At 65.7% G+C, this 25,762-nt stretch carries 19 protein-coding genes; 11 read left to right on the top strand and 8 right to left on the bottom strand.

What is annotated here, in order from left to right:
* The first annotated feature begins 322 nt into the window (after positions 1-322).
* The 5 genes from FHY18_RS14705 (at position 323) to FHY18_RS14725 (ending at position 6,358) form a co-directional block, all read left to right on the top strand.
* Positions 323-2,443: a TonB-dependent receptor gene (locus FHY18_RS14705; protein ID WP_259156412.1), complete on the top strand. Its 2,121-nt coding sequence runs from the start codon at positions 323-325 to the stop codon at positions 2,441-2,443.
* Positions 2,444-3,294: 851 nt separating this feature from the next.
* Complete coding sequence (locus FHY18_RS14710; protein WP_259156414.1) at positions 3,295-4,365, top strand: aldo/keto reductase; 1,071 nt, start codon at positions 3,295-3,297, stop codon at positions 4,363-4,365.
* Between the two features lie 16 nt (positions 4,366-4,381).
* The gene (locus FHY18_RS14715) at positions 4,382-4,921 is read left to right on the top strand and encodes a nuclear transport factor 2 family protein (protein ID WP_259156416.1); all 540 of its coding nucleotides are present in this window, start codon (positions 4,382-4,384) and stop codon (positions 4,919-4,921) included.
* 11 nt (positions 4,922-4,932) lie between these two features.
* On the top strand, positions 4,933-5,304 hold the full coding sequence (locus FHY18_RS14720; RefSeq protein WP_259156972.1) for an Atu4866 domain-containing protein: 372 nt from the start codon (positions 4,933-4,935) through the stop codon (positions 5,302-5,304).
* 169 nt (positions 5,305-5,473) lie between these two features.
* Entirely contained in the window at positions 5,474-6,358 is an 885-nt protein-coding gene (locus tag FHY18_RS14725; RefSeq protein ID WP_259156417.1) for an SDR family oxidoreductase, read from the top strand.
* Between the two features lie 177 nt (positions 6,359-6,535).
* Here FHY18_RS14725 and FHY18_RS14730 read toward each other — a convergent pair whose 3' ends face one another.
* The 4 genes from FHY18_RS14730 to FHY18_RS14745 are packed head-to-tail and all read right to left on the bottom strand — an operon-like array spanning position 6,536 to position 10,343.
* A complete protein-coding gene (locus tag FHY18_RS14730) occupies positions 6,536-7,174 on the bottom strand; it encodes a response regulator transcription factor (RefSeq protein WP_259156419.1) in 639 nt (212 codons plus the stop codon).
* A gap of 40 nt (positions 7,175-7,214) precedes the next feature.
* Entirely contained in the window at positions 7,215-8,264 is a 1,050-nt protein-coding gene (locus FHY18_RS14735; protein WP_259156421.1) for an ABC transporter substrate-binding protein, read from the bottom strand.
* Positions 8,264-9,649, bottom strand: coding sequence for a sensor histidine kinase (locus tag FHY18_RS14740; RefSeq protein WP_259156423.1), 1,386 nt, complete (start codon positions 9,647-9,649; stop codon positions 8,264-8,266). Before FHY18_RS14740 ends, FHY18_RS14735 begins: the two co-directional genes overlap by 1 nt.
* The gene (locus FHY18_RS14745) at positions 9,642-10,343 is read right to left on the bottom strand and encodes a response regulator transcription factor (protein WP_205393770.1); all 702 of its coding nucleotides are present in this window, start codon (positions 10,341-10,343) and stop codon (positions 9,642-9,644) included. Before FHY18_RS14745 ends, FHY18_RS14740 begins: the two co-directional genes overlap by 8 nt.
* Positions 10,344-10,586: 243 nt before the next feature.
* On the opposite strand from FHY18_RS14745, the gene FHY18_RS14750 reads away from it, so the two are divergent.
* From FHY18_RS14750 to FHY18_RS14765, 4 genes are all read left to right on the top strand, one after another.
* Positions 10,587-11,780 carry an OprO/OprP family phosphate-selective porin gene (locus FHY18_RS14750; protein WP_259156428.1) on the top strand — a complete coding sequence of 398 codons (1,194 nt, stop codon included), beginning with the start codon at positions 10,587-10,589 and terminating at the stop codon, positions 11,778-11,780.
* Positions 11,781-11,994: 214 nt separating this feature from the next.
* A complete protein-coding gene (locus tag FHY18_RS14755; protein WP_039519049.1) occupies positions 11,995-13,323 on the top strand; it encodes a CitMHS family transporter in 1,329 nt (442 codons plus the stop codon).
* A 128-nt stretch (positions 13,324-13,451) separates the two neighbouring features.
* Complete coding sequence (gene phbB, locus FHY18_RS14760; RefSeq protein WP_259156430.1) at positions 13,452-14,192, top strand: acetoacetyl-CoA reductase; 741 nt, start codon at positions 13,452-13,454, stop codon at positions 14,190-14,192.
* Between the two features lie 384 nt (positions 14,193-14,576).
* Positions 14,577-15,608 (top strand): LacI family DNA-binding transcriptional regulator, encoded by a 1,032-nt coding sequence (locus tag FHY18_RS14765; protein WP_259156431.1) that lies wholly within the window; start codon positions 14,577-14,579, stop codon positions 15,606-15,608.
* A gap of 230 nt (positions 15,609-15,838) precedes the next feature.
* On the opposite strand, the gene FHY18_RS14770 is transcribed toward FHY18_RS14765, so the two are convergent.
* Positions 15,839-17,164 (bottom strand): MFS transporter, encoded by a 1,326-nt coding sequence (locus tag FHY18_RS14770; protein WP_259156432.1) that lies wholly within the window; start codon positions 17,162-17,164, stop codon positions 15,839-15,841.
* A gap of 267 nt (positions 17,165-17,431) precedes the next feature.
* Here FHY18_RS14770 and FHY18_RS14775 point away from each other — a divergent pair, with 267 nt between their 5' ends.
* Complete coding sequence (locus FHY18_RS14775) at positions 17,432-19,885, top strand: TonB-dependent receptor (protein ID WP_259156434.1); 2,454 nt, start codon at positions 17,432-17,434, stop codon at positions 19,883-19,885.
* A gap of 35 nt (positions 19,886-19,920) precedes the next feature.
* The gene (locus tag FHY18_RS14780) at positions 19,921-21,840 is read left to right on the top strand and encodes an amylosucrase (RefSeq protein WP_259156435.1); all 1,920 of its coding nucleotides are present in this window, start codon (positions 19,921-19,923) and stop codon (positions 21,838-21,840) included.
* Positions 21,841-22,420: 580 nt separating this feature from the next.
* Here the strand turns inward: FHY18_RS14780 and FHY18_RS14785 are convergent.
* From FHY18_RS14785 to rsgA, 3 genes are all read right to left on the bottom strand, one after another.
* On the bottom strand, positions 22,421-23,101 hold the full coding sequence (locus FHY18_RS14785; protein WP_259156436.1) for a type 1 glutamine amidotransferase domain-containing protein: 681 nt from the start codon (positions 23,099-23,101) through the stop codon (positions 22,421-22,423).
* A 159-nt stretch (positions 23,102-23,260) separates the two neighbouring features.
* Positions 23,261-24,523: a flavohemoglobin expression-modulating QEGLA motif protein gene (locus FHY18_RS14790; protein ID WP_104621870.1), complete on the bottom strand. Its 1,263-nt coding sequence runs from the start codon at positions 24,521-24,523 to the stop codon at positions 23,261-23,263.
* A complete protein-coding gene (gene rsgA / locus FHY18_RS14795) occupies positions 24,523-25,614 on the bottom strand; it encodes a ribosome small subunit-dependent GTPase A (protein ID WP_259156441.1) in 1,092 nt (363 codons plus the stop codon). The genes FHY18_RS14790 and rsgA overlap by 1 nt, the downstream gene beginning before the upstream one ends.
* Positions 25,615-25,762 lie beyond the last annotated feature (148 nt).

The raw sequence follows: 25,762 nt of genomic DNA on the forward strand, positions 1-25,762 counted from the left end.
GCCGTTCTGGCGGCGATCGTCGTTTCAATCTGATCCGCACGGTAAGCGCATGGTCGGAACCGCCTTGCGTCAGTGGGAGTGGACAAGCAGCAGCGCCATCGCCTACTCCAGCGCGCGCCGCCAACGCAGCGCGCAGATCTGCAAATCGCCGCTCAGCGATTGCATGGAAGTCGGCGCGATGCCCGCGCGCACATCCAGCCGGCAGTGTGCGGTCGCCGGACGACGGCACCTGCTAGAATATCGAGAACGATTCCCATTTGACTTTCACTTTGCGTCGCGGAGCATGTCGCGTGCTCCGTCGGCGCCTTGGAGTTCTTACTCGATGAAGCTTTCCGCCCATGGATCGGCCGGCATGCCGTTCGTTGCCACCCTTTGCCTGTTCGCCTCCGCAACCGCGTCCGCCCAATCGGACGTCACCGACACACTGGACACCGTGGTGGTGGCCGCCTCGCGCTCCAACATGACCGTGGCCGAGTCGCCGCAGACGGTGTTGATCATCGACAAGGCGCAGATCCAGCAGCAGCTGACGATCTCCAGCAATTCCTCCGACGTGCTCGCCAACCTGATTCCCTCGTACACGCCCAGCCGCGGCAAGATGAACGGTAGCGGCGAAACCCTGCGCGGGCGCACGCCATTGATCCTGATCGACGGCGTGCCGCAGTCCAACCCGATCCGTCCCACCGGGCGCGAGGCGCACACCATCGACTATGCGATGGTCGAGCGCATCGAAGTGATCCAGGGCGCCAACGCGATCAACGGGCTGGGCGCCACCGGCGGCACCATCAACATCATCACCCGGCGCCCGCAGGACGGCTCGCTCAACCAGCACATCGACATGCAGGCCACCGCGCCCACGTCCGAGACGCGCGCGGAAACCACCAGCGCCGAGACCCGCTACCGCGTGGACGGCCGCTCGGACAAGCTCGATTACCTGTTCTCGGCCAGCTACAGCGACCAGGGCCTGTATGTGGATGGAGAAGGCCGGCCGATCGGCGCCGACAACACCCAGGGCGACCTGATGACGTCCAAGAGCTACGACGTGCTGGCCAAGCTCGGCTACGCGCTCACCGACACGCAGCGCCTGAGCGTCAGCGTCAACCGCTACCGCATCAAGAACGACAACGACTACATCGGCATCCCCGGCAACCGTGCGCAAGGCCTGCCCACCACCTCGGTGCGCGGCACCCCGCAGGGCACCGCGCCGTGGAACGACGTGCTGACCTCCAGCCTGTCCTACACCCATGACGATCTGGCCGGCATGCAGCTGAGCGCGATGGTGTTCAACCAGGAATTCGAAGGGCTGTTCGGCGCCGACAACTCGTCCACGTTTCAGGACCCGCGCATCGCACCGGTCGGCACGCTGTACGACCAATCGCGTTCGGTCGCTTCCAAGTGGGGCAGCAAGATCAGCCTGACCAGGGACGACCTGCTCGACAACCGGCTCAAGCTCACCGGCGGCGTCGACCTGCTGGCCGACACCGGCAAGCAGGATCTGTACGGCACCGGGCGTACCTATGTGCCCGAATCGGACTACCGCAATCTGTCGCTGTTCGTACAGGGCGAATACAAGCTGCTGCCCACGCTGACCCTGCACGCCGGCGTGCGCCGCGAAGAAGCCAAGTTGAAGATCGACAGTTATCAGACGCTGTGGCGCTACAACCGGGTCGCTGTGGAAGGCGGCACACTCGACTTCAACCAGACCCTCTACAACGCCGGCCTGGTCTACACGCCGCTCGAAGGTGTGAGCTTTTTCACCAGCTATTCCGAAGGCTTCGGCATGCCGGACGTGGGCCGCGTGCTGCGCGCGATCAATACCCCGGGCACGCGCGTGGCCAGCCTGAGCACGCTGGAGCCCATCCTGACCAAGAGCATGGAAGCGGGCACCCGCCTCACGCGTGGCGCCTTCGATGCGGACCTGAGCTACTTCCAATCCAACTCGGATCTGGGCACGCGCGTGGTGCCGATCAACGGCGCCTTCATGATGAGCCGGGAAAAGACCCGCGTGCAGGGCGTGGACGCCAGCCTGGGGTATCGCCTGGATGCGGCGCATCGGCTGCGCCTGTCCTACGCCTACACCCGCGGCCGCTACGACAGCGATAACGACGGGCAGCTGGACGCGCGCCTGGACGGGCTCAACGTGGCGCCCAACCGGGTGATCGCCTCGTGGTCGGCGCAGTGGACGCCCAAGCTCTCCTCGTTCGTGCAGGCCCAGCATGCCTTCAGCCAATCCTTCGACGAGGCCGACAAGCGCTTCAGCGGCTACACGCTGGTGGATGCGACGTTCAATTACGCGTTGCCGCGTGGCGCAGTGCGCATGGGTGTCTCCAACCTGTTCGACAAGCAGTACATCACCTACTACTCGCAATCGGCCCTGGTCGAGCCGCTGCGCTACTTCGCCGGGCGCGGCCGCACGTTTACGCTGGGTTACTCGCTGGATTTTTGATGGCATTGCGTGATTGTCGGTAGCGTGCGCACGCTACACCCGCGTAGGCGTGCTGCTGCGCTTGGATACCGCTGTGGACCTTGTGCAGACGTACTTGCGGCGTGTCAGGTAGAGGTGGGCGGGGAGCGGGAGCGCTATCGCTCGGCGACCGATGCATCGAGAGCGTTCAATCAGCCCACGATGATAGAAATGTCGATTCGTAGCGTCGTTTAGATGCGATAAAAGCTTGGTAGTCGAGCGCGCGGTGCCCTCGCCGCTCGCGGGACACCGCACCAGAAAGTTCGCCAGCTGCTTTATTGAAAGCCTGCCCGCCTGCCGTTTGCCTTGGCTTGAGAAGCTGCTCGGACACGCCGTTATTCAACCAACGCACGTCATGTCCTGCCTGCAATCATGCACACCGACCATCTCGACTGATCCTTGTCCGCCCACCGTCGCGCGACCTGACGCGGCATGGATGCCGCGTCAGAGCTGACAGGGACGTACTTGCAGCGTGTCCCGTGAGGTTGGCCGGGCAAGGGCACTGCAGCGACGACGCAGATCCTGGCGCTCTGGTCGCTCACTCGCCGACCCAGAAGGGCGCACCGTTGTCTCTGATACTCGCGCCCACTGCGGGGGCCGTGCGACCACCGCGTGCGTGTTCCTTGGCGCCTTGCAATCGACGTGGCACGCCCACGCACCTCGAACCGAATGCTGCAATGCATGCAAGCCACTGCTACGGCGGCGTGACGATGCTGCGTGGACGATTCGGACGATCAGGCAAGGATGCCGGATAACCAGGCTCACGCTGACTCCACTGCACGCGGCACAGTGCATCGCAAGACGCACGACGCCACTATCTGGAGAACCCAAGCATGAGTCAGACACTTTCGCTGGACCACTACCGCCTGCTCGGCCGCTCCGGGCTGCGCGTCTCGCCGCTGTCGCTGGGCACCATGACCTTCGGCGAGGAATGGGGCTGGGGCGCGGATGCGGGCGAAGCCAAGCGCATCTTCGACGCGTATGCAGACCGCGGCGGCAACTTCATCGACACTGCGGTCAATTACACCAACGGCGGCGCCGAGCGTATCGTCGGCAGCCTGATCAAGCCGCATCGCGAGCGCTTTGTGGTGGCGACCAAATTCACCATGGCGCGCGATGCGCACAACATCAACTCCGGCGGCAATCATCGTCTGAACCTGATCCGTTCGGTGGAGACCAGCCTGCAGCAACTGGACACCGATCGCATCGATCTGCTGTATCTGCATGCCTGGGACTTCACGACCTCGCCGGACGAAGTGATGCGCGGGCTGGAGCATCTGGTGCAATCGGGCAAGGTGCTGTACATCGGCATCTGCAACACGCCGGCCTGGCGCGTGGCGCAGCTGCAGACGCTTGCCGATCTGCGTGGCTGGTCGCCATTGGTCGCGCTGCAGATCGAATACAGCCTGGTCGAACGCACCGTCGAACACGAGTTGCTCCCGATGGCGCGCGAGCTGGGCCTGGGCGTGTTGCCGTGGTCGCCGCTGGGCGGCGGCATCCTGACCGGCAAGTACAGCCGCGCGGATCTGTCCGACGACAACGCGGCGGACGTATCCACCAGCCGCAAGGGCGTGATCGCCTCGACCGGGCATCTCAACGCGCGCTCGCTGGAGATCGCCGATGTGGTCGGTGCGGTGGCCGACGAGCTGGGCGCCTCGCGTTCGCAAGTGGCGCTTGCCTGGACCTTGCGCAATCCGGCGGTGGTCTCGCCGCTGATGGGTGCACGCACGCTGCAACAGGCCGAGGACAACTTCGGTGCGCTGGAGGTCGAGTTCAGCGACGACCAGCTGGCGCGCCTGGATCAGGTCAGCGGCCTGTCGCCGATCTTCCCGGAGCGCTTCATCGGGCGGCCGATGGCGCAGCAGCTGATCTATGGCACGCACGCGCTGCAGCTGCGCCACTGAGACCGGGGGTGACCTCATGAGCAGACCTTCCACCTTCGCTGCGGCATTGTTGATCGCGGCCGCGTGCATCGCCGGTGCCGGGCCGATCGCCCCGGCGGCCGCAACCGAGCGCTGTGTCGACCAGGCGCTGCAGCCGTGCAACAAGCGCATCGTCGATGCAGCGTTTGCACGCTGGGAAGCCGGCGGCAGCAACCTCTTCGAGGAGCTGCTGGCGCCGGAGGTGGCCTGGACCATCCACGGCTCCGGCCCGAGCGCCGGCACCCTCCACGGTCGCGCTGCGCTGATCGAACGGGCCGTGCGCCCGCTGACCGAGCGCCTGTCCTCGCCGCTGCGTCCTGTGCAACGGCGGCTGTGGGCCGACGGCGACCACGTCATCGTGCAATGGGACGGCGCCGCCGACCTGGCGGACGGCGGAAGCTACCGCAATCGCTACGTGTGGATCCTGCGCATGCAGGGCGGCAAGGCGGTGGAAGTGGATGCATTCCTGGATCTTGCCGCGTACGACGCCGTGCTGCAGCGCCCCTCCGCCCAACTCAGACGCAGGACACACCGATGACCGATACGCGCATGAGCATCGCAGTCGCCATGGCGCTTGGCGCCGGCGCAGCCGGCGCCTGCAATGCCGCTGCCATGGCCGCCACTGCACCGCCCGCAACACCGACACGCACGTCCTTGCCGGAGCCAACCCCCATGCAGACACACCCCTACGTCGGCATGTGGGTCACCGGTGATGGCAGGATCCGCCAGACCCTGTTGGCCAACGGTCGCTACGACGAGGCACGCGATGCACGCCGAAGCGCCTACCAGGGCCGTTACGACGTTACGGGTTCCACGATCCCCTATTGGGATGACAGCGGATTCACCGCCGATGGCCAGTTCGTCACCCAGGACGAACTGCATCACGGCGGCATGATCTTGCATCGCCAACGGCAGGACTGAGCCTCCAGCGCATCCTCGCAATCGGCTACACGGTCGGCCAATCCAGTGCTGCGCCGCCGCTGGCGCACGCGCTGCGCGGCGATGCGGGCTGCAATGAGCCCAGCTGCGTCGACGCAGCGGCATCCTCGCGATCGCCGCTTGCAACTATCCACCTCAGCAAGGAGACACCATGAAGACTGTACTGATTTCAGGCGCCGGCTCGGGTATGGGCCTGCTGACCGCGCAGACGCTGATCCGTGCCGGCTACGCGGTCCATGCAGGCGTGCGTGACCCGCATGGCCGCAGCACCGCGCGCAGGCAAGCGCTGGAGGCTTACGCCAGCGACCACGGTGGCTACGTGCAGGTGGTCGATCTGGACATCCACCATGCGCAGTCGTGCCAGGATGCGGTCGATGGCGTAATCGCCGCGCACGGGCGACTGGATGCGGTGATCCACAATGCCGCGCATCTGTTCATCGGCATGGCCGAGGGTTTCACCCCGGAGCAGCTGGCCGACAGCTTCAATACCAATGCGGTGGGTGCGCACCGGCTCAATCGCGCTGCACTACCGCAACTGCGCAGGCAAGGCGATGGCGTGTTGCTGTACGTCGGCAGCACCATCACCCGTATCGTCGCGCCCTTCATGATGCCGTACGTGGCCGGCAAATATGCGCTGGACGCAGTGGCCGAAACCACCGCCTACGAAGTGCAGCCGCTGGGGATCGAAACGACCATCGTCATGCCCGGTACCTTCATGGATGGCACCTCGCATTTCCAGACCGCGGTGCGCCCGGCCGAGTCGATGGAACAGGCCTACGCGGCGGTGCAGCCGGAAGTGGACAACTACGAACCGGGCCTGCGCCGCCTGTTTCGCGACGGGCAGCAGGCCCCGGTGCAGGCGGTGGCCGACGAGATCGCGCGCGTGCTTGCGCTGCCCAGGGGCGCCAAGCCCCTGCGTACCACTGTCGACTTCGCGGACTACGGCGCCGAAGCCGTCAATGCCGTGGTGGACGCACAGACCGAGCGGGTGTTCCGCATCATGGGCATGCAGCGGTTACGCGCTCTCACGCGGTGATGAACCCGCCTTGCGGCACCCCAGACAATCGCAGCGCTGTCGCGCCGGCAGGCGACAGCAGCTCGGGGCGCGCGGCCCGCGCCGCGACGCGATTGGAGCCCTGGCCCAGGCGCCCCGTACACGCCTGATCTGCGCGCGCCACCGGCGGTTTCCCGCACGCAACCTGCCTTGCAGGCGTTAACCCTCGCCTTCCGGCTCCAGCGCCTTGACCAGCACCGCTGCCTGCGTGCGGCTGTAGCAGTCCAGCTTCTTCAGGATGGCGGTGACATGCACCTTGACGGTGTTCTCGGCCAGACCGAGTTCGTGCGCAATCTGCTTGTTGAGCAGGCCATCGGCCAGGCTCAGCAGCACGCGGAACTGTTGCGGGGTGAGCTGGGCCAGCTTGGCGGCCAGTTGCGCGTCGGCCTCCGAACGCTCGGCGGTCATCGGCGGAAACCAGGTGCCGCCGTCCAGGACGCTGGCCACGGCGGTGCCGATGGTCTCGGCCGGCGTGGACTTGGGAATGAAACCCGCCGCGCCGAACTGCTGCGCGCGCCGGATCACCCGCGGGTGATCGTTGGAGGAGATCACCACTACCGGGATATCGGGATGCTCGCCGCGCACATGCAGCAACGCCGAGAAGCCGCGCGCACCGGGCATAGCCAGGTCCAGCAGCACCAGCTCGGCCTGCGGGTGCGCGCGCAGCATCGCACTCAGCGTGGTGGCGCTGGAGGCTTCCACCACCTGCGCCTGCGGCAGGGTCTGCTGCAGCACGTGGATCACGGCGGCACGGAACAGCGGGTGATCGTCGGCGACGAGAATGGTGAGATCGGCCATCTGCCAAGTCTGGCACATGGGCGCCAACGATGCCGCTGCCCTATCGCGGCGGCTGCGTACTCGCACGCCACGCTTCCAGAAACTGGCGGCGCTTGAGCTTGTCCAGATACACCAGCAGGCCGGGGCCGAGCGGAATCGGCCGGAACGGCGGTTGTGCCGAGCCGCCCCGGCCACCGGCGGCCGGCAGGATCGGCATCAGCCGCGCTTCGCGCGAGAGCACCTGCTGCCCGCGTGGCGACAGCAGATAGTCGAGAAACCTGCGCGCTTCCGGCGCATGCGGTGCGGTCTTGGGGATCACCGCGGTACGCAGCGCCACCAGCGTGTAGTCCTGCGGCTGCACGATACCCAGCGGCGCGCCGGCATCGATACGCGCCTGCGCGTAGGACCCGAGCACGTTGTAGGCCAGCAGCAACTCGCCGCGACTGACGCGGTCGAGCAAGGTGCCGGTACGTTCTTCCAGCCTGACCTGGTTTGCGCCCAGCGCGGCCAGCAGCGCGCCGGCAATGCTGCCCACCTGCCCGTCCTGAGTGGCGAACAGGTAGCCCACCCCGCTGCGCTCCACATCGTAGGTGCCCACCTTGCCGCGTAACGGCGCATCCGGCGCACGCAGCAACGCCAGCAGCTGGCGTCGCGTGCGCGGGACGCGGGAGGGATCGAGCTTGCGCGTGTTGTAGACGATGGCCACCGGCTCATAGCTGATGCCGAACACCTCGTGCCGCCATTGCGCCCAGGCCGGCAGCGCTTCGGTCTGCGCGGAACGGTGGGCCAGCGCGTGCCCATCGTTCACCAGCTTGGTCTGCAGATCCATGCTGGCGCTGATCAACATATCGGCAGTGGGCGCACTGGCGGCCGGATGCAGATAGCGCGCGTAGATGTCCCAGGCGATCACATCCTCGTAGATCACCTCGGTGCCCGGATGCAGGCGTTGGTAGTCCTGAATGACCGCGCCGAACACTTCCAGATCGGTGGACCCCTGCACGCGTAGCTGCGCCTGCATCGGCCCATGTGCGGGAAAGCGCCGCACATCGCCCGGCGCCGCCCAGGCCAGACCGTGCACCAGCAGCAACACCATCGCCCACAGCCTGCGCATCACGCGGTTCCTCCCGGGAAATGCAACGAGGCGATCAACCCGCCACCGATGCGGTTGGCCAGATCGATGCGCCCGCCATGTGCCTCGACCACGCGCTTGACGATGGCAAGCCCCAGGCCTGCGCCGCCGGCGGGGACATCCGGCCCACGCACGAAACGCTCGAATACACGCTCGGCTTCAGCAGCCGGAATGCCTGGCCCGTGGTCGGCAATGGTCAGCACGTGGTGGTTGCCGTCGCCGGTCAAGGCCACCTGCAACGGCGCGCCGCCACCGTATTTGCAGGCGTTATCGATCAGATTCTTGAGCGCTTCGCGCAGCAGCAACGCATCCCCGCGCAGCAGCGCCGGTTGCGGATCGATGGCCAGCTGCACACGCGGCGCGCCCGCGCCGCGCGGCAACGCTTCGTGCAAGGCCTGGTGCAGCACCTCGGCCAGATCCACCGTGGCAAAGCGCTGCAGATTCGAGCGATGGATCACGCTGGCATCGCTGAGCAATTGATTGAGCAGGCGGCTCATGTGGCTGGCGTTGCGCTCGATCGCGGCCAGGCTGCGTTGCATGTCGCGCGGATCGTCGTCGTCCATGGCCAGCTGCGCCTGCGCGCGCAACGCGGCCAGGGGCGTGCGCATCTGGTGCGCAGCTTCGGCCATGAACGCGCGCAAGGTCTCGTTGCTGGACGACAGCCGCGCCATGAAACGATTGAGCGCGGTCACCATCAACTGCATTTCCTGCGGCGCCGGCACGTTGAGCGGCTTGAGATCCGATGGCTCGCGACGCGACAGGTCGCGCTCGATGCGCTGCAACGGACGCAAGGCACGGTACACGCCCAACCACACCAGCCCCAACGCCAGCAGCGACAACACGCCGATCGCGACCAGGGCATTGAGCACCACGTCGCGTGCCACCGCATCGCGTGCACGCCGGGTCTGGCCCACCTGCACGCGCACTTCGCCCTGCCCGGAGGCCGAGGCAACGCGATGCATCACCACCGCAAAGCGCACCGGCTCGCCGCTGTACTGCGCATCGAACAGGACCGGGCGCTCGTCGCCGGGCGCGCGCGCCGGCAGCGGCAACCTGTCTTCGCCGGTGATGGTGCGGCCTTGCGCATCGAACACGCGATAAAACACGCGATCTTCCGGCGCCATGCCCAGCAGATCCAGCGAGGCATACGGCAGATCCACCTGCCAATCGCCGCCGACCAGCGCCACGCTATCGATGATGGACAGCGCCGAGGACACCAGCAGGTGATCGTAGGAGCGGTTGGCCGCACGCTCGCCGTAATCGCGCGCGGCAAAGAACAGTACCACCGCGCCCAGCAGCGACAGGCAGCCCAGATACAGCAGCAAGGTGCGCCGGATCGAAGGCGCCACCGTCAGCGGCTCAGCCATCGCTGCCCGGCTCCACCGGCGCATGCGGGTCGGCTTCTTCGAGTTTGTAGCCGGCGCCGCGCACGGTGACGATGCGCAGCGGCGCGCTGGCCAGCTTGCGACGCAGACGGCCGACGTACAGCTCGATCGCATTGGGCCCGGCATCGTCGTCGAAGCCGAACAGCCCGTTGCCGATCTCGTCCTTGCCCACCACATGGCCCAACCGCCCGATCAGGATTTCCAGCAGGCGGTATTCGCGGTTGGGCAGTTCGATCGGCGCGCCATCGAGCACCACCGTATGCGCAGCGTTGTCGAATACGAACCCGCCGACCTGCACCACCTCGCTGGCCTGCCCGCGATTGCGCCGCAGCAAGACACGGCACCGCGCCTCGAATTCGCGGAAATCGAACGGCTTGCCCAGGTAATCGTCCGCGCCCACATCCAGCGCCTGCACGCGGTCTTCGATGCCATCGCGCGCGGTGAGCATCAAGACCGGCGTGGTATCGCCACGCTCGCGCATCCCGGCCAGCACGCGCAATCCGTCCAGCTTGGGCAGGCCGATATCCAGCACCACCAGATCGAAGCTCTGATAGCGCAGCACGCTGGCCGCCGCCAACCCGTCTGCCTGCCAGTCCACCGCATGCCCGCTACGGCGCATGCGCCGCACGATGGCATCGGCGAGGTCGGCATTGTCTTCGACTAGCAGCAGGCGCATGAGGCTGGGATTGGGGAGTCGGGATTGGGGATTCGCAACGGCGGTTGGCCGCGGCCGGAAGGTAACAGGCCACGCAGACAAAAGCTTCTTTGGCTCTTGCCAATCCCCAATCCCGACTCCCCAATCCCCGCCCCCAACGACAGGTCCATGACAGCTTCATGGGACTAGGCTGCAGCCAACGCGCCACGGCGGTCCTCGTGGTGCATCGCTGAACGTGATTCACACATGTACCTGGGAGGGTCTGTGAGCAACGACACCTTGCGTCTGCGCGCCATCACCGCCTGCGCTGCGATCTGCCTGGCACCGGCGGCGCACGCGGCCGACGACGCCGGCCCGGTCACTGCCGAGGTGGGCGGGCGCGTGCACTGGGATTTCACCGTGTTCGACAACGATGAACGCGGCACGCCCGAGCGCAACGACACCCAGTTCCGTCGTGTGTGGCTGGATGTGGCAGGCAAGTTCTATGGCTTCAACTACAAGGCCGAGGCGGAATTTGCCGGCCTGCAATACGAATCCGGTAGCCGCGGCATCCTGGCGCGCGATGTGTACATCGCCAGGAAGTTTTCTGCCGGCACGCTGACCGTGGGCCAGTTCAAGCAGTACTTCTCCCTGGACGACCGCACCGGTTCCAACTATGGCCCGTTCCTGGAACGTGGCTATGCCTCCACCACGCTGGCGCCGATCTATCGCAAGGCCATTTCCTGGCAGGCCAATCGCCCCGATGCCACCTGGTCCACGGCGCTCTACAGCCTGGAAAGCATCGACAACTCCTCCACCAAGGGCGGCGCGCTGGGGACACGCCTGACCTTTGCGCCGGAGATGGGTCAAGCGCGGCTGCGTCACCTCGGCATTTCATTGGCGCATGAGCGCTACTCGCATCCAGGCAGCGACGGTGCGGCATCGCTGTTGATCCGCCCGCGCCCGGAAAACGACCTGGCCAATAACAGCCGCATCACCCTGGCGCGCTTTGCCGACGGACGCGATACCGACTTCGACAAGTGGTCGCTGGAATATGCCGAGGTACTTGGCCCGTGGTCGTGGCAGAGCGAATTCAGCGGCGGCCTGCTCGACGATGGCAGCCAGCATGCCAAGGTCCTGGCAAGCTACGGCCTGGTCAGCTGGTTCGTCACCGGCGAATCGCGCGGCTACGACCGCAAGACCGGGCGTTTCAGCCGTATCGCCACGCCCAATCGGCCCAGCGGCGCGTTCGAACTGGCGCTGCGCTACGACTACATGCGTGGCGACCAACACCTGGATGGACAGCCCAACTTCATCGATGCCAGCACGCAGTCGTGGACGCTGGGTGGCAACTGGTATTTCAAGCCCAATCTGCGCGTGATGCTCAATGTCATCGACAGCCGCAACCGCGACCGCACGATGAATGCGGTGGTCGATCACACGCTGGCGGTGACCGGCCGGTTTCAGTACGACTTCTGATGCACTGCTGCATCGCGCCACGGTTTGAGCCCATGTCGGCATGCGTCGCCACGATGCAGCGCCGTCCATGCACGCACGAAGGCCGCCGCCTTTGCCGTTGCGGTCGTGACGCAATGAACGGCGTTCTTGCAGTTGCGCAACACCACCGCAGCGTGTGCTGCGCAGCGGTGCGCTCCACCCTCTCCCTGCTGTATGTCCCAAAGGATTTGCCCGCATGCTGACCGCGCTCGGTTTCGGAATGGTGATCACCTTCATGTACCTGATCATGAGCAAGCGGCTGTCGCCGCTGGTGGCTCTGATCACGGTACCGATTGTGTTCGCGCTGCTGGGCGGCTTCGGCACCGGCATCAACGAGATGATGCTCGACGGCATCAAGAAGATCGCACCCACTGGCGTGATGCTGATGTTCGCCATCCTCTACTTCGGGGTGATGATCGATGCCGGCCTGTTCGATCCGCTGGTCGGCCGCATCCTGCGCCTGGTCAAGGGCGATCCGCTGAAGATAGTGATGGGCACGGCGATCCTGGCAATGCTGATCTCGCTCGACGGCGATGGCTCCACCACCTACATGATCACCGTGTCGGCGATGCTGCCGCTGTACCAGCGCCTGGGCATGAACGCGCTCAACCTCACCTGCGTGACCATCCTGGCCAGCGGCGTGATGAACCTGACCCCGTGGGGCGGCCCCACCGCGCGCGCCGCCACCGCCCTGCATGTGGATCCGGCCGATGTGTTCGTGCCGCTGGTGCCGGCGATGGCGATGGCGATCGCCGGCATCCTCACGCTGGCCTGGTATCTGGGCATGCGCGAACGTCGCCGCCTGGGCGTGGTGCGCCTGCCGGCCGACGGCAACTGGCTGGACACCAGCATCCCCGAGGAAAGCGATGCACTGCCGCGCGTGGAAGACACCGAGGACATGAAGCGGCCCAAGCTGCTGTGGGTGAACCTGCTCCTGACCCTGGCGCTGATGGCCGCGCTGGTGGTCGGCGTGCTGCCGATGCCGGTGCTGTTCATGATCGGCTTTGCGCTGGCGCTGATGATCAACTACCCCAACCTGGCCGAGCAGCGCCGTCGCCTGGTCAATCACGCCGGCAATGTGCTGTCGGTGGTGTCGCTGATCTTCGCCGCCGGCATCTTCACCGGCATCCTGTCCAACACCGGCATGGTCGAGGCGATGTCGCGCAGCTTCCTGGCGGTGATCCCGGACAGCTGGGGCCCGTATCTGGCGGTGATCACTGCGATCGTCAGCATGCCGTTTACGTTCTTCATGTCCAACGACGCGTTCTACTTCGGCGTGCTGCCGATCCTGTCCGAAGCCGCCGGCCACTACGGCATCACCCCGGTGGAAATGGCGCGCGCCTCGCTGGCCGGGCAACCGGTGCATCTGCTCAGCCCGCTGGTGCCATCGACCTATCTGCTGGTCGGCCTGGCCAAGGTCGACTTCGCCGACCATCAGCGCTTCACGTTGAAATGGGCGGTGCTGATTTCCCTGTTGATGTTGGCGGGCGGGTTGTTGTTTGGCCTGTTTCCGTTGGCGCGCTAGTCGCGCGCCGGGATTCGGCATTCGGGATTGGGGATTCGCAAAAGCCAGAGCGAACCAATGCCCGCTGTTACGAATCCCCTCATCCCCAATCCCGAATCCCAACTCCCAACTCCGAAGGAGTTCAAGCAATGACACTTCGCATCGCATACGTCACCAGTGGCATGGGCAGTGTGGGTACCGCGATCTGCCAGAAGCTGGCGCGCAGCGGGCATACCGTAGTCGCCGGTTGCGGGCCCAATTCGCCGCGCAAGACCTCCTGGCTGCGCGAACAGCGCGAGCAGGGCTTCGAGTTCGTCGCCTCCGAAGGCAATGCCGCCGATTGGGATTCCACCGTGGCCGCGTTTGCCAAGGTCAAGGCCGAGGTCGGCGAGATCGATGTGCTGGTCAACAACGCCGGTGGTAGCCGCGATACCTTGTTCCGGCAGATGAGCCGCGACGACTGGAACGTGGTGATCGCCAGCAACCTGCATTCCCTGTTCAACATCACCAAGCAGGTGGTCGACGGCATGACCGCGCGCGGTTGGGGACGCATCGTCAACATCGGCTCGGTCAGCGCGCACAAGGGCCAGATCGGGCAGATCAACTTCGCCACCGCCAAGGCCGCGATGCATGGCTTCAGCCGTGCGCTGGCGCAGGAAGTCGCCTCGCGCGGGGTCACCGTCAACACCATTTCGCCCGGCTATATCGCCAGCGCCTCGATCAGCAGTTTTCCGCCGGATGTGCTGGACCGCCTGGCCACCTCGGTGCCGGTGCGCCGCCTGGGCAAGCCGGTCGAAGTCGCCGGCCTGTGCGCATGGCTGGCCTCCGATGACGCGGCGTATGTGACGGGCGCCGACTACGCGGTCAACGGCGGTCTGTACATGGGCTGACAGCGGCCGTTGGCTGCAAGCGGCTGTCGTGCATGCATCCGCAGGCCAGCTGCGATCGCGCGGAACGATTGATCCAACGACTGCCGCGCCGTGCGCGCGATCGACAGGTACCACGCTGTGGTCCTGCACGCTGCCTCCCGATCTGCCAACCGCTCGCGAACTCGTGTTCGCCGCTCCTGGCTGCTGATGTCCCGCTGCCCGGCGAGCCACCACCCGGCAGCAGCGTCCGACTGGCACGCAGGACGCAATCGCAATCGCGATCACAGCGCTAGGACAGGTGTGCGCAATGGTGCAGCGCCTTTGCGCACAAGCGACCGCCACTACGCGAACAACCCGCCTCTAGTGCGAACTGATTACACTCTGGCTTTTCCGCAGTGCGCTGCCATGGCCAAACCTCCAGAACGCACCACGCCCAATGCACGCCCGCAGATGGCCGACATTGCCCGCATGGCGGGCGTGTCCGAGTCCACCGTGTCGCGCGCCTTGGCTGGCAGCCCGGTGGTGGCAGAGCGCACCCGCGCCTACATCAAGCAGATCGCCGCCGATGCCGGGTATCAGGTGGACCCGGTGGCACGCAGCCTGCGCGCCAGGCGCTCCAACACCGTGAGCGTTGCGGTGCCGATGATGCACGCGCTGGATCAACCGCTGTCCGATCCGTTCCTGATGACCATGCTGGCGCTGCTGGCCGAAGAGCTCACCGGGCGCGGCTACAGCATGCTGCTGTCCAAGCTGGACCGGCACCAGGACGGCTGGGTGGAGCAGCTCGCACGCGGCAGCCGCTCCGATGGCGTGATCGTGCTCGGGCAAAGTTCCGAACATGCCGCACTGGACGAAGCCGCTCGCGACGGCCTGCCGATGGCCGTGTGGGGTAGCCGTATCGATGGCCAGGCCTACATCAGCGTGGGCAGCGACAACTTCCAGGGCGGCGCGCTCGCCACCGAATACCTGATCGCCAGCGGCCGCCAGCGCATTGCGTTTCTGGGCGACGACCAGTTGCCGGAAGTGGCGCCGCGGTTTGCCGGCTACCGTCACGCCCTGGAGCGGCATGGACTGGAATTCGACACCCGCCTGCATGCGCGCAGTCATTTCGTCAGCGAAGATGCCTACCGCCTCACCCGCGCCATGCTCAAGAAAACCGACCCACCGGATGGCTTGTTTGCGGCCTCCGACGTGATCGCCGTGGGCGCCATCCGCGCCCTGGTCGAAGCCGGCCACCGCGTGCCGCAGGACATCTCGCTGGTGGGCTTCGACGATATTCCACTGGCCGCCTACAGCCAGCCACCGCTGACCACGGTGCGGCAGGATCTGGGCCTGGCCGCGCGCTTGCTGGTGGACCGGCTGCTGGCGCTGATCGCAGGCGAAGCCGTCGAGTCGGTGGAGATGCCGGTGAAGCTGGTGGTGCGTGAGTCGGCGTGAGGCGTGAGGCGTGAGGCGGGGATTCGGGATTCGGGATTCGGGATTGCGATTGAGGATCAGGAGATACCGGCCGGCAGCCCGCTTCCTTCTCCCGCCTGCGGGAGAAGGTGCCCGAAGGGCGGATGAGGGGGGCGGGCGGCCAGTCGGTCCACTGTCATCGGCAACCCTGGCAACCAGGCAGGCATGCACGTCTCGCATCTTCGGCAGCCGGCGATGTCAGCCAGCTAGTCCTACGAATCTGCCAGGATCACTTTCGACTTGTGGACGCGCACGCACACCATCGCCACTGCGGCGGCCAGCATCAGCGCGCCGGCCAGGCGGATCACGTTGCGCGGGTCGCCGTGCAGCAACCGCTCGTAATACAGCGGCAGGGTGACGATCTGGATCAGCATCGGCAGCACGATGAACAGGTTGAACAAGCCCATGTACACGCCGGTGCGTTCGGACGGGATGCTGTCGGCGAGCATCAGATACGGATTGCCCATCATGCTGGCCCAGGCCAGGCCAATCCCGATCATCGGCAGCAGCAACAACCAGCGGTTCTCGATGCCCGGCAACACCCACATACCGACGCCGGCTGCCAGCAGACAGGCTGCATGCGTGTACTTGGGGCCGAAGCGACGCACCACCGGCACCATCGCAAACGCCGCCAGAAACGCGATGAAATTGTAGAACCCGCCGATCTGCCCATTGACCAGGCCGGCCTGACGGAAGCCGTGCGAGGTGGCGTCGGTGGTGCCGAACAAGGTGGTCGACAACGACAACACGATGTATTGCCAGTAGCAGAAAATCCCATACCACTGGAACAACATCACCGGCGCCAGCTGACGCATGGTGGGCGGCATCGCGCGCAACGCGCCGACGATTTCGCGCACGGTTGCGCCCAGGCCGGCACCGCGCTGACGCATGCGCGCAATCTCGGCCGGCGGGATGACCGGCTCGCGCACGCTGCGCGCGGTCAGCAGGATGGAGGCGGCCGAAAACCCCGCACCGATCACGAACGCGGCAATGGTGACGTAGGGAATATGGTGCGCGTTGGCGGCGTCCTGATTCATGCCGAACCACACCAGCAGCGGCGGGGTCAGGTACGCCAGCGTCTGTGCCAGGCCGGTGAACGCGCTTTGGGTGAGATACCCGAGGGGCCGCTGCGGTGGCGAGAGCACATCGCTGACCAGCGCACGATAGGGCTCCATCGCCACGTTGTTGGCCGCATCCAGGACCCACAGCAGGCACACCGCCATCCACAACGCCGTACTGAACGGCATCGCCAGCAGACACAGGCTGCACACCAGCGCGCCCAGCACCATGTACGGCATGCGGCGGCCCCAGCGGGTCACCGAGCGGTCGCTCCACGCACCGACGAATGGCTGCAGCACCAGCCCGGTGATCGGCCCGGCCAACCACAGATACGGCAGGCTGGCGTGATCGGCGCCCAGGTAGTTGTAGATCGGGCTCATGTTGCTCTGCTGCAACCCGAAGCTGTATTGCACACCGAAGAAACCGGCATTGAGCGCCAGGATGCGCGCGAAAGAGAGCGGAGGAGCGGTCGACGGCATGCGGGGCCCAGGGCATCGGTGCGGCTCCCAGTGGCCGCAGCGCACTGTACCCTGCAGGTTATGCAATCGATTGTAACGCTGCGCCGCAACAAGTTGCTTGCACGTTGATCGTGACTTTATTGCTCCGCCCGAAATGCTGCGGTGCATGATTGCAATCGATTGTAGTGCGGCGTATTACTGCGCTCGCACTGCAGGCCAGATGGCCGGCCCCTGGGAGGGGACGATGCAGGCGTCGGCATACCACCACCTGTGAGAGAGAGAATCGCAATGTCCACCTTGCACACCCTGCGCCTGCATGCCCTGGCCTGTGCGGTCGTTTCCTGCCTGTGCGCGCCTGCCGCGCTGGCTCAGGACACCGCCGCCGCACCTGCCGCTCCGCCGGCCGCCGACAGCGCGGCGGTCAATCTGGATTCGGTGTTCGTCACCGGCACCTCCACCGCCACCACCAAGTTGAAGTCCAGCGTGTCGGTCAGCACCGTGGGCGCCGAGGCGATCGAGCAGTCGGCGCCGCGCAGCACTGCCGAGATCTTCCGCAACATCCCCGGCATCCGCTCCGAATCCAGCGGCGGCGAAGGCAACGCCAACATCGCCGTGCGCGGTCTGCCGGTGGCCTCCGGTGGCGCCAAGTTCCTGCAGCTGCAGGAAGACGGCCTGCCGGTGATGGAGTTCGGCGATATCGCCTTCGGTAACGCCGATATCTTCCTGCGCTCGGATTTCACGATGGATCGCATCGAAGCCATCCGCGGCGGCTCGGCCTCGACGTTCACCAGCAATGCGCCCGGCGGCATCATCAACTTCATCAGCAAGACCGGCGACACCGCAGGCGGCAGCGTCGGCGTCAGTCGCGGCCTGGACTACGACAACACCCGCATCGACTTCAATTACGGCGCGCCATTCGCCGAGCACTGGCAGTTCAATATCGGCGGCTTCTTCCGCCAGGGCGACGGCGTGCGCGATGCCGGCTACACCACCGACAAGGGCGGCCAGCTTAAGGCCAACCTCACCCGCCTGTTCGAGAACGGCTACGTGCGTGTGTACGGCAAATACCTCAACGACCGCGCCGCCGGCTATCTGCCGGTTCCCACCTCGGTGCGTGGCCGCGACGGCTCGCCGGACCTGGGCGGCTTCCCCGGTTTCGATCCGGGCAACGACACGTTGTACAGCCGCAATTTCCGCACCGATGCCGGCCTGGATGGCAACAACCGGCCGCGCCGCACCGACCTGGGCGACGGCATGCATCCGATCTCGCGCACCATCGGCGCCGAAGCCTGGTTCGACCTGGGCAGTGGCTGGAACCTGAGCGAGAAATTCCGCGTCGCCGACAACAGCGGCCGCTTCGTCAGCCCGTTCCCGGCCGAAGTTACCGATGCCGCCTCGCTGGCGTCGTCCATCGGCGGTGCCGGCGCGCAACTGGTGGAAGCCGGTGGCCCCAATGCCGGCCAGGCCTACACCGGTACCGCCATCCGCACGCATCTGTTCAATGTCGCCATCAACGATCTGGGCAACGTCACCAACGACCTCAGCCTCTCGCGCGAGTTCGATGGCGACGGCCGCACGCTGAATCTGCGCATGGGCTATTACAGCTCGCGCCAGACCATCGACATGGACTGGACCTGGAACTCCTACGTGCAGAGCCTGGGCCGCGACTCGCGCCTGCTCAACGTGGTCGACGCGGCCGGCGTGTCGCGCTCGCAGAACGGTTTGTATGCGTATGGCACGCCATTCTGGGGCGATTGCTGCATCACCCGCAGCTACGACGTGCGCTACGACGTCAACGCGCCGTACCTCGCCCTCACCTTCGACAGCGGCAAGTTCAGCATCGACGGCAGCCTGCGTTACGACATGGGCGATGCGCGTGGCCGCTATAGCGGCACCGCGATCGCGCAGAACCTGGACGTCAACGGCGACGGCGTGATCCAGCCGGTGGAACAACGCGTGGCCACGGTCGACACCGCCAACGCACGCCCGGTGAACTACGACTGGAACTACCTGTCGTATTCGTTGGGGACCAATTATCTGATCAACGACGACCTGGGCGCCTTCGCACGCATCAGCCGCGGCGCACGCGCCAATGCCGACCGCCTGTTGTTCGGCGTGGTGCGCGACGATGGCTCGGTGTCCTCCGATGAGGGCGTCAACGTGGTACGCCAGGCCGAAGCCGGCCTGAAGTGGCGTCGCGACGGGCTGAGCCTGTTCGCCACCGCGTTCTCCGCACGCACCCAGGAACAGAACTTCGAAGTCACCAGCCAGCGCTTCTTCAACCGCAGCTACGAGGCGCACGGCGTGGAGCTGGAAGCCAGCTACCGCTACGAGGGCTTTACCGTCAACGGTGGCCTGACCTGGACCGATGCGGAGATTTCCCGCGACCAGATCACCCCAGAAAACACCGGCAATGTGCCGCGTCGCCAGGCCGATGTCGTCTGGCAGCTCACCCCGAGCTATCGCGGCGACGGCTACCAGTTCGGCGTGAATCTGATCGGCACCACCGACGCCTATACGCAGGATTCCAACCAGCTGAAGATGCCCGGCTACACGCAGGTCAACCTGTTCGGCGACTACCGCGTGACCGATTCGCTTACCGTTGCGCTCAACGTCAACAACCTGTTCAACACATTTGGTCTGACCGAAGCCGAAGAAGCCACGATTCCGGCCAACGGCATCATCCGCGCGCGCTCGATTGCCGGCCGCACCACCAGCCTCAGCCTGCGTTACGACTTCTAAGGACCCCGCGCCGGGCCCGGGCCCGGCGGCCTCCAATGAGCACCTCCCTCACCGATTCCACCGCTCTGCGCGCGGCCTTTGCCGCGTCGCTGGATGCACAGCGCGCCACCGCGTTGCTGACGCGTTTCGACCGACACGCACCGCGCCTGCTGCATGCGCTGCAGTCGCTGTATGGGCAACGTCCCGATTACGCGGCGTGGCTGACGCAGTGGCTGGCCGCCCTCGGCAGCAGCGCGCAACAACGTCCGCACGCATTGCAACAGCTCGATGCCACCCGCAAGCCCGGCTGGTTCGGCGCACAGCACATGCTGGGCTACAGCGCCTACGTGGACCACTTTGCCGGCACCTTGCAGGGCGTGGCCGAACGCGTGCCATATCTGCAGGAGCTCGGCGTGCGCTACCTGCACCTGCTGCCGTTCCTGCGCGCACGCGCCGGCGACAACGACGGCGGCTTCGCGGTCAGCGACTATGGCCAGGTCGAGCCCAGCCTGGGCAGCAACGACGACCTGGTCGCCCTGACCACGCGACTGCGCGCATCCGGCATCAGTCTGTGTGCGGACTTCGTGCTCAACCACACCGCAGACGATCACGCCTGGGCAAGGGCTGCACGCGCAGGCGATGCACGCTATCTGGACTACTACCACCACTTCGCCGACCGCAGCCTGCCCGATCAGTACGAAACAACGCTGGGGCAGGTGTTTCCGCATACCGCACCGGGCAATTTCACCTGGGTGGAAGAAGCCGCGCAATGGATGTGGACCACGTTCTATCCCTACCAATGGGATTTGAACTGGAGCAACCCGGCGGTGTTCGGCGAGATGGCGTTGGCGATGCTGCAGCTGGCCAACCTGGGAGTGGAAGCGTTCCGTCTGGATTCCACCGCCTATCTATGGAAGCGCACCGGCACCGACTGCATGAACCAGCCCGAAGCGCATACCTTGCTGGTCGCGCTGCGTGCGGTTGCCGACATCGTCGCGCCATCGGTGGCGATGAAGGCCGAGGCCATCGTGCCGATGGCCGACCTGCCTCCCTACTTCGGCAGCGGCGCAGACCAGGGCCACGAATGCCATCTGGCGTATCACAGCACGCTGATGGCGGCCGGATGGTCGGCCCTGGCGCTGCAACGCGGCGACATCCTGCACAACGTCATCGCGCATAGCCCGCCACTGCCGGCCAACTGCGCGTGGCTGAGCTATGTGCGCTGCCACGACGACATCGGCTGGAACGTGTTGCAGCACGAAGCGGCAGGCAACGCCGTGCAGCCGCCCTTCTCGTTGCGCGACGTGGCGCGCTTCTACGCCAACGAATCGTCCGGCAGTTACGCACGCGGCGAGAGTTTCCAGAGCAGCGGCGACGGCGTGCACGGCACCAACGGCATGGCCGCCGCACTCGCCGGCATCCAGGCGGCGCAGGAGACCGGCGATGCAGCGGCGTTGCGCAGCGCAGTGGATCGATTGGTGCTGCTCTATGCCATCGCCCTGGCGATGCCGGGCGTGCCGCTGATCTACATGGGCGACGAACTCGCATTACCCAACGACATCGGTTACCGGATGGATGCGCATCGGCAGCATGAAGGCCGCTGGCTACATCGCCCGGCGATGGACTGGCAACACGCAGCGCAGCGCCACGACAGCAGCAGCGTGAGCGGACAGGTCTACCAACGTTTGCACGCATTGATCCAGCAACGCGCCGCATTGCCGGCGCTTGCGTCGGATCAATCGTTGGGCAGTGTGGCGTTGGACACCCCGCAATTGTTTGCGCTGACGCGCGGCGATCGCTTTATTGCCGTCCACAACTTCAGCGCACAAGCGCTCGATGTAGTGCTTGCAGGCAGGCTGAGTGGGCGGTGGCAGGTATTGGCAGATCAACCAGATGCGGTGACACAGCCGCTGGGCGATGACCTGCGCCTGGCGTTGCCGGGGTATGCGGTGCGCTGGCTGGAGCGTATCGACTGAGCGAGGTAGGTGCAGGGTGTCGGTCGATGACCTGCATCCCGCGCTGCCTGCAATGCAGGAGCTGATTGAAGCGTTCTGCCTGACCGAAGAGGGTGCGGGATCTTGGTCGGTGCGTCGACTGCCCCTTAACCCCAACCCTTCTCCCGACGGGAGAGGGTGTGGCGGTAACGCGTTCGCGTTACTGCAGTGGCGTCAAGCGTGCTCGCTCTACGGCGCGAGAGTGGCTTGCGCGGGACTGACTGGGCCGTCCATGATGCGCGCCCATGATGGGTAACGTGCCGATTCCGTATCGATCACTGGGCGGCCTTACTGAATCGATCACTTGGCAGCCATACTGACGCGATCGAGCTCGAAGCTGCAGCAGCCACATGCATCCGCAATGCACTGCTGCCAGTACGCCAACCACTAACTCATTGCTTCAACAACGTTCCAATCGCCAAGAGCGGCCAACAAGCCTATTGCGCAGCGGCCAGGTTCACGCGGGCAGTGCTCGGAATCGACATGTACCACTCGTATGTGCAAGTTCCTGCACGACGTCCACACCTGACAACTGCCCGCCATCTTTCCTGGCCGCTCTCGCTCAGCCCTTCAACAGCGTGAGCAAGGTCTGCGCGGTCTTTTCCGATGAGGCCGGATTCTGGCCGGTTACCAAGGTGCCATCGGTAATCACATGCACCGCCCAATCGGCTTTCTTCTCGTACTTTCCACCGAGTTCGGTGAGCACGTCTTCGACCAGGAACGGAACGATCTTGGTCAGACCGACCGCCTCTTCTTCGCCGTTGGTGAAGCCGGTCACGCGCCGGCCGTTGACCAGCGGCTTGCCATCGCTGCCCTTGACGTGACGCAGTGCGCCTGGCGCGTGGCAGACCAGGCCGTGCGGCTTGTCGGCTGCGGCAAAGGCTTCGATCAGCGCGATCGACTGCTTGTCTTCGGCCAGATCCCACAACGGGCCATGACCGCCCGGGTAGAACAGCGCATCGAAATCCTCTGCCTTGACATCGGCAAGGCGATGCGTGGTGGCCAGCACCTTCTGCGCATCGGCATCCTGCTTGAAGCGCTTGGTGGCTTCGGTCTGCGCATCGGGCTCGTCGCTCTTCGGGTCCAGCGGCGGCTGGCCGCCCTTGGGAGAGACCACGGTGATGTCGGCACCGGCGTCCTTGAAGACGTAGTACGGCGCGGCGAATTCTTCCAGCCAGAAGCCGGTCTTCTTGCCGGTATCGCCCAGCTGGTCGTGAGACGTGAGCACCATCAAGATTTTCATCGCATTGCCTCGTGTTGTAGCCCGGATCGGGCGAGGCGTGCAGTGTGCAGTCCGGCTCGTTGCAACCTCGTGTAGGCAGCGCGGGTTTGCATGCGCAGGTTCACCGACGCGATCACCATGTGATCGCGCACATGCACGTATCGAACGCAGTGTGTCATCTCAGACATTCATTGCCGGCGGCTGCAACTGATCCATGCGGATGCGATTGGCGAACAACGAAAACGCCAGCATGCCGGCCAACCCGCTGACCCGGCTCACCCACGGCGGCAGCCAGCGCGGTGCCACCAGCACGCCGCTATCGAACAAGGGCGCAAAGCGCGCCACGTCGCCAAGCGCCATCTTGCCGGCGAACAGATAGCGACACAGCTGCAGCTGGTCGCGCTGCAAGGCATGCCGGAAAAAGGTGTGCACGGCGACCAGGCCGCGCAGGTATACGGTGTCCTTGGTAAACGCACCGCCGCCTGCAGTGGGCACGCCGCGAAACACGCGTTGCGCCGACGAAAAACTCTCGGTTGCGCTCTGCCCGCTGACGGTGAAATAACGGAACACCTCGATGAAGTCGGCGCCCGCGCGCGCCATCGCAATCGCTTCGATGCGCAGGCTGATGCGCTTCATGCGTTCGATATCGATGCTGCCGGTGATCTGCTCGGCAAACGTCGCCAGGCCTTCCTGGGTGGCGGTGGTGCGCGGCGAGGAAATGCCCAGGCTGGGTAGATGCACCTGCGCGCGCCCGTTGAGCGCGGTGAGCGAATGCACCAGGGCTTCGTGATGGAACAGCTGCGCGCGGTCGTAATCGCTGAAGGTGGCACCGCTGCGCAAACGGATCCGGTGCGCGCCTGCCGCAGCCTTGGCGAGCAGATCCGGATCGAGCGTGACGGTGATGACGCGGCCTTCGAAAAACGCATCCAGATCGTTCTGCAATTGCATGCGTAATGCGGTTGCCGACACCGGCACCTGCTCTTCCGGCGCCAGCAGTTCGCGGTCCAGCTCCTGCGCGATCTGAATGAAATGCCGCGCCGCCTCGCGCGTGCTCGGGCCATTGCCCGGCATCGGATCGTCCGGCACACCGAACAGCTGCGCCGAGTAATCGCTCACTGCCGGGGTGCCCAGCGATTCCAGCAGGCCGGCAGCCAGGCCCCAGCTGTGCGTCGAGTCGATCAGGTAGGCGCCCAACGGGTGATGCGGATCGGCCTGCTTGGCGATCGCCGCCAGCTCGCGCCGGGTATCGCCGAAATCCAGCGCCGGGTACTCCACCTGCGGCAGTTCCGGCTGCCCGCGCGCCACGCTCTGCAGGAACGGCTCCTGCAACGCACGCGGCCAGCTCGCCAGGGCGAGCAGGCGCACACCGCGCACCGCCTTGACCAGGCGCGCATCCAGCGCCGCGTGATGGACGATGTCCGGCGGCCCCTTGCGCGCCGGCATCAGCGCCGTCCGGGACGATCGACGCTGGCCGGCCGCTTGCCCGAGCCCTTGCCGCGATTGTTCTGCGCAACCCGGGTGGCGAGTTTTTCGGCCGCGCTGGCCACTTCCACACGCAGCTTCATGTAGTTGGCAACGCGCTCCGGATCCAGCGTATCGGCCTCGATCGCCGCACGCACCGCACAACCGGGCTCGGCAATATGCGCGCAATCGTTGAAGCGGCACTGCGCCGCCAATGCCTCCACATCCGAGAAGCCGCCTTCGGCCAGATCTTCCTCGCCGGTCGGCTTGAGCTCGCGCATGCCGGGCGTATCGATCAGGCAGGCGCCAGTCGGCAACGGAATCAAGGCGCGATGGGTGGTGGTATGCCGGCCGCGCGAATCGTTTTCGCGCACCGCGTTGGTCTTCATCTTCTGCGACCCGAGCAAGGTATTGGTCAGCGTCGACTTGCCCGCACCGGACGAGCCCACCAGCACCGCGGTACGGCCATCGCCCAGCCACGGCCGCAACGCCGCCACGCTTTCCGGATCCTTGGCATTGACCGCAAGCAGCGGGATGTTCTGCGCCTCCAGCTCCTCCAGCACCGCCAATGCATCCTCGGCGTATTCGGTCTGGTCGGCCTTGGTCAGCACCACTACCGGCTCGGCACCGCCGCCGCCGACCAGCAGCAGATAGCGCTCGATGCGGCGCGGATTGAAGTCCGCATCCAGCCCGCACACGATGAACACCGTATCGATATTGGCCGCGATCACCTGCTGGTGGTAATGCTCGCCGGCCGCACCGCGCTTGATCGAGGTGTGCCGCGGCAGTAGCGCCACGATGCGCTTGCCCTCCATCAGCACCCAATCGCCGACCGCCGCCCGCTCATGGCTGGGAAACCGCGGCCGCTGCCACTCCGGTAACGATTCGGCCTTGAGACTAGCCTCCGGCGTATCGGCCACCACATAGCCGGTGCGGTGCTGCTCCACCACCCGCGCCGGCAACGCCTGCGGATGCGCGGCAAACACCGCCTGCCAGGACGGGTCCTCGGCAGGGCCAGGCCAGGGCCAGCCGATGGATTGGAGGGTGGGGTAGCTGGGGGATGTGTCGCTCATCGGGCGATTCTAGCCGGCTGGACGCAGTGGCTTGTGCAATCGGGCCTTGCGCGCGGGCTGAAGCGCCCCTTGACATCGTTGCCGATGCAAGCATGCCCGCCTGTGCTATTTCCGCTACCATGCCAAGCCTCACGCCTACAACCGGCCC

This window comes from Xanthomonas sp. 3793 (genome assembly GCF_024806835.1).
Taxonomy (GTDB): domain Bacteria; phylum Pseudomonadota; class Gammaproteobacteria; order Xanthomonadales; family Xanthomonadaceae; genus Xanthomonas; species Xanthomonas arboricola_F.

Excerpts from the sequence above, each read along its gene's own strand:
- phbB (WP_259156430.1), top strand. The coding sequence starts at position 13,452 with ATGACACTTCGCATCGCATACGTCACCAGTGGCATGGGCAGTGTGGGT.
- FHY18_RS14730 (WP_259156419.1), bottom strand. The coding sequence starts at position 7,174 with ATGGCCGATCTCACCATTCTCGTCGCCGACGATCACCCGCTGTTCCGT.
- FHY18_RS14780 (WP_259156435.1), top strand. The coding sequence starts at position 19,921 with ATGAGCACCTCCCTCACCGATTCCACCGCTCTGCGCGCGGCCTTTGCC.
- FHY18_RS14770 (WP_259156432.1), bottom strand. The coding sequence starts at position 17,164 with ATGCCGTCGACCGCTCCTCCGCTCTCTTTCGCGCGCATCCTGGCGCTC.
- rsgA (WP_259156441.1), bottom strand. The coding sequence starts at position 25,614 with ATGAGCGACACATCCCCCAGCTACCCCACCCTCCAATCCATCGGCTGG.
- FHY18_RS14785 (WP_259156436.1), bottom strand. The coding sequence starts at position 23,101 with ATGAAAATCTTGATGGTGCTCACGTCTCACGACCAGCTGGGCGATACC.
- FHY18_RS14705 (WP_259156412.1), top strand. The coding sequence starts at position 323 with ATGAAGCTTTCCGCCCATGGATCGGCCGGCATGCCGTTCGTTGCCACC.
- FHY18_RS14765 (WP_259156431.1), top strand. The coding sequence starts at position 14,577 with ATGGCCAAACCTCCAGAACGCACCACGCCCAATGCACGCCCGCAGATG.
- FHY18_RS14720 (WP_259156972.1), top strand. The coding sequence starts at position 4,933 with ATGAGCATCGCAGTCGCCATGGCGCTTGGCGCCGGCGCAGCCGGCGCC.
- FHY18_RS14790 (WP_104621870.1), bottom strand. The coding sequence starts at position 24,523 with ATGCCGGCGCGCAAGGGGCCGCCGGACATCGTCCATCACGCGGCGCTG.
- FHY18_RS14775 (WP_259156434.1), top strand. The coding sequence starts at position 17,432 with ATGTCCACCTTGCACACCCTGCGCCTGCATGCCCTGGCCTGTGCGGTC.
- FHY18_RS14710 (WP_259156414.1), top strand. The coding sequence starts at position 3,295 with ATGAGTCAGACACTTTCGCTGGACCACTACCGCCTGCTCGGCCGCTCC.
- FHY18_RS14735 (WP_259156421.1), bottom strand. The coding sequence starts at position 8,264 with ATGCGCAGGCTGTGGGCGATGGTGTTGCTGCTGGTGCACGGTCTGGCC.
- FHY18_RS14745 (WP_205393770.1), bottom strand. The coding sequence starts at position 10,343 with ATGCGCCTGCTGCTAGTCGAAGACAATGCCGACCTCGCCGATGCCATC.
- FHY18_RS14755 (WP_039519049.1), top strand. The coding sequence starts at position 11,995 with ATGCTGACCGCGCTCGGTTTCGGAATGGTGATCACCTTCATGTACCTG.
- FHY18_RS14740 (WP_259156423.1), bottom strand. The coding sequence starts at position 9,649 with ATGGCTGAGCCGCTGACGGTGGCGCCTTCGATCCGGCGCACCTTGCTG.
- FHY18_RS14725 (WP_259156417.1), top strand. The coding sequence starts at position 5,474 with ATGAAGACTGTACTGATTTCAGGCGCCGGCTCGGGTATGGGCCTGCTG.
- FHY18_RS14715 (WP_259156416.1), top strand. The coding sequence starts at position 4,382 with ATGAGCAGACCTTCCACCTTCGCTGCGGCATTGTTGATCGCGGCCGCG.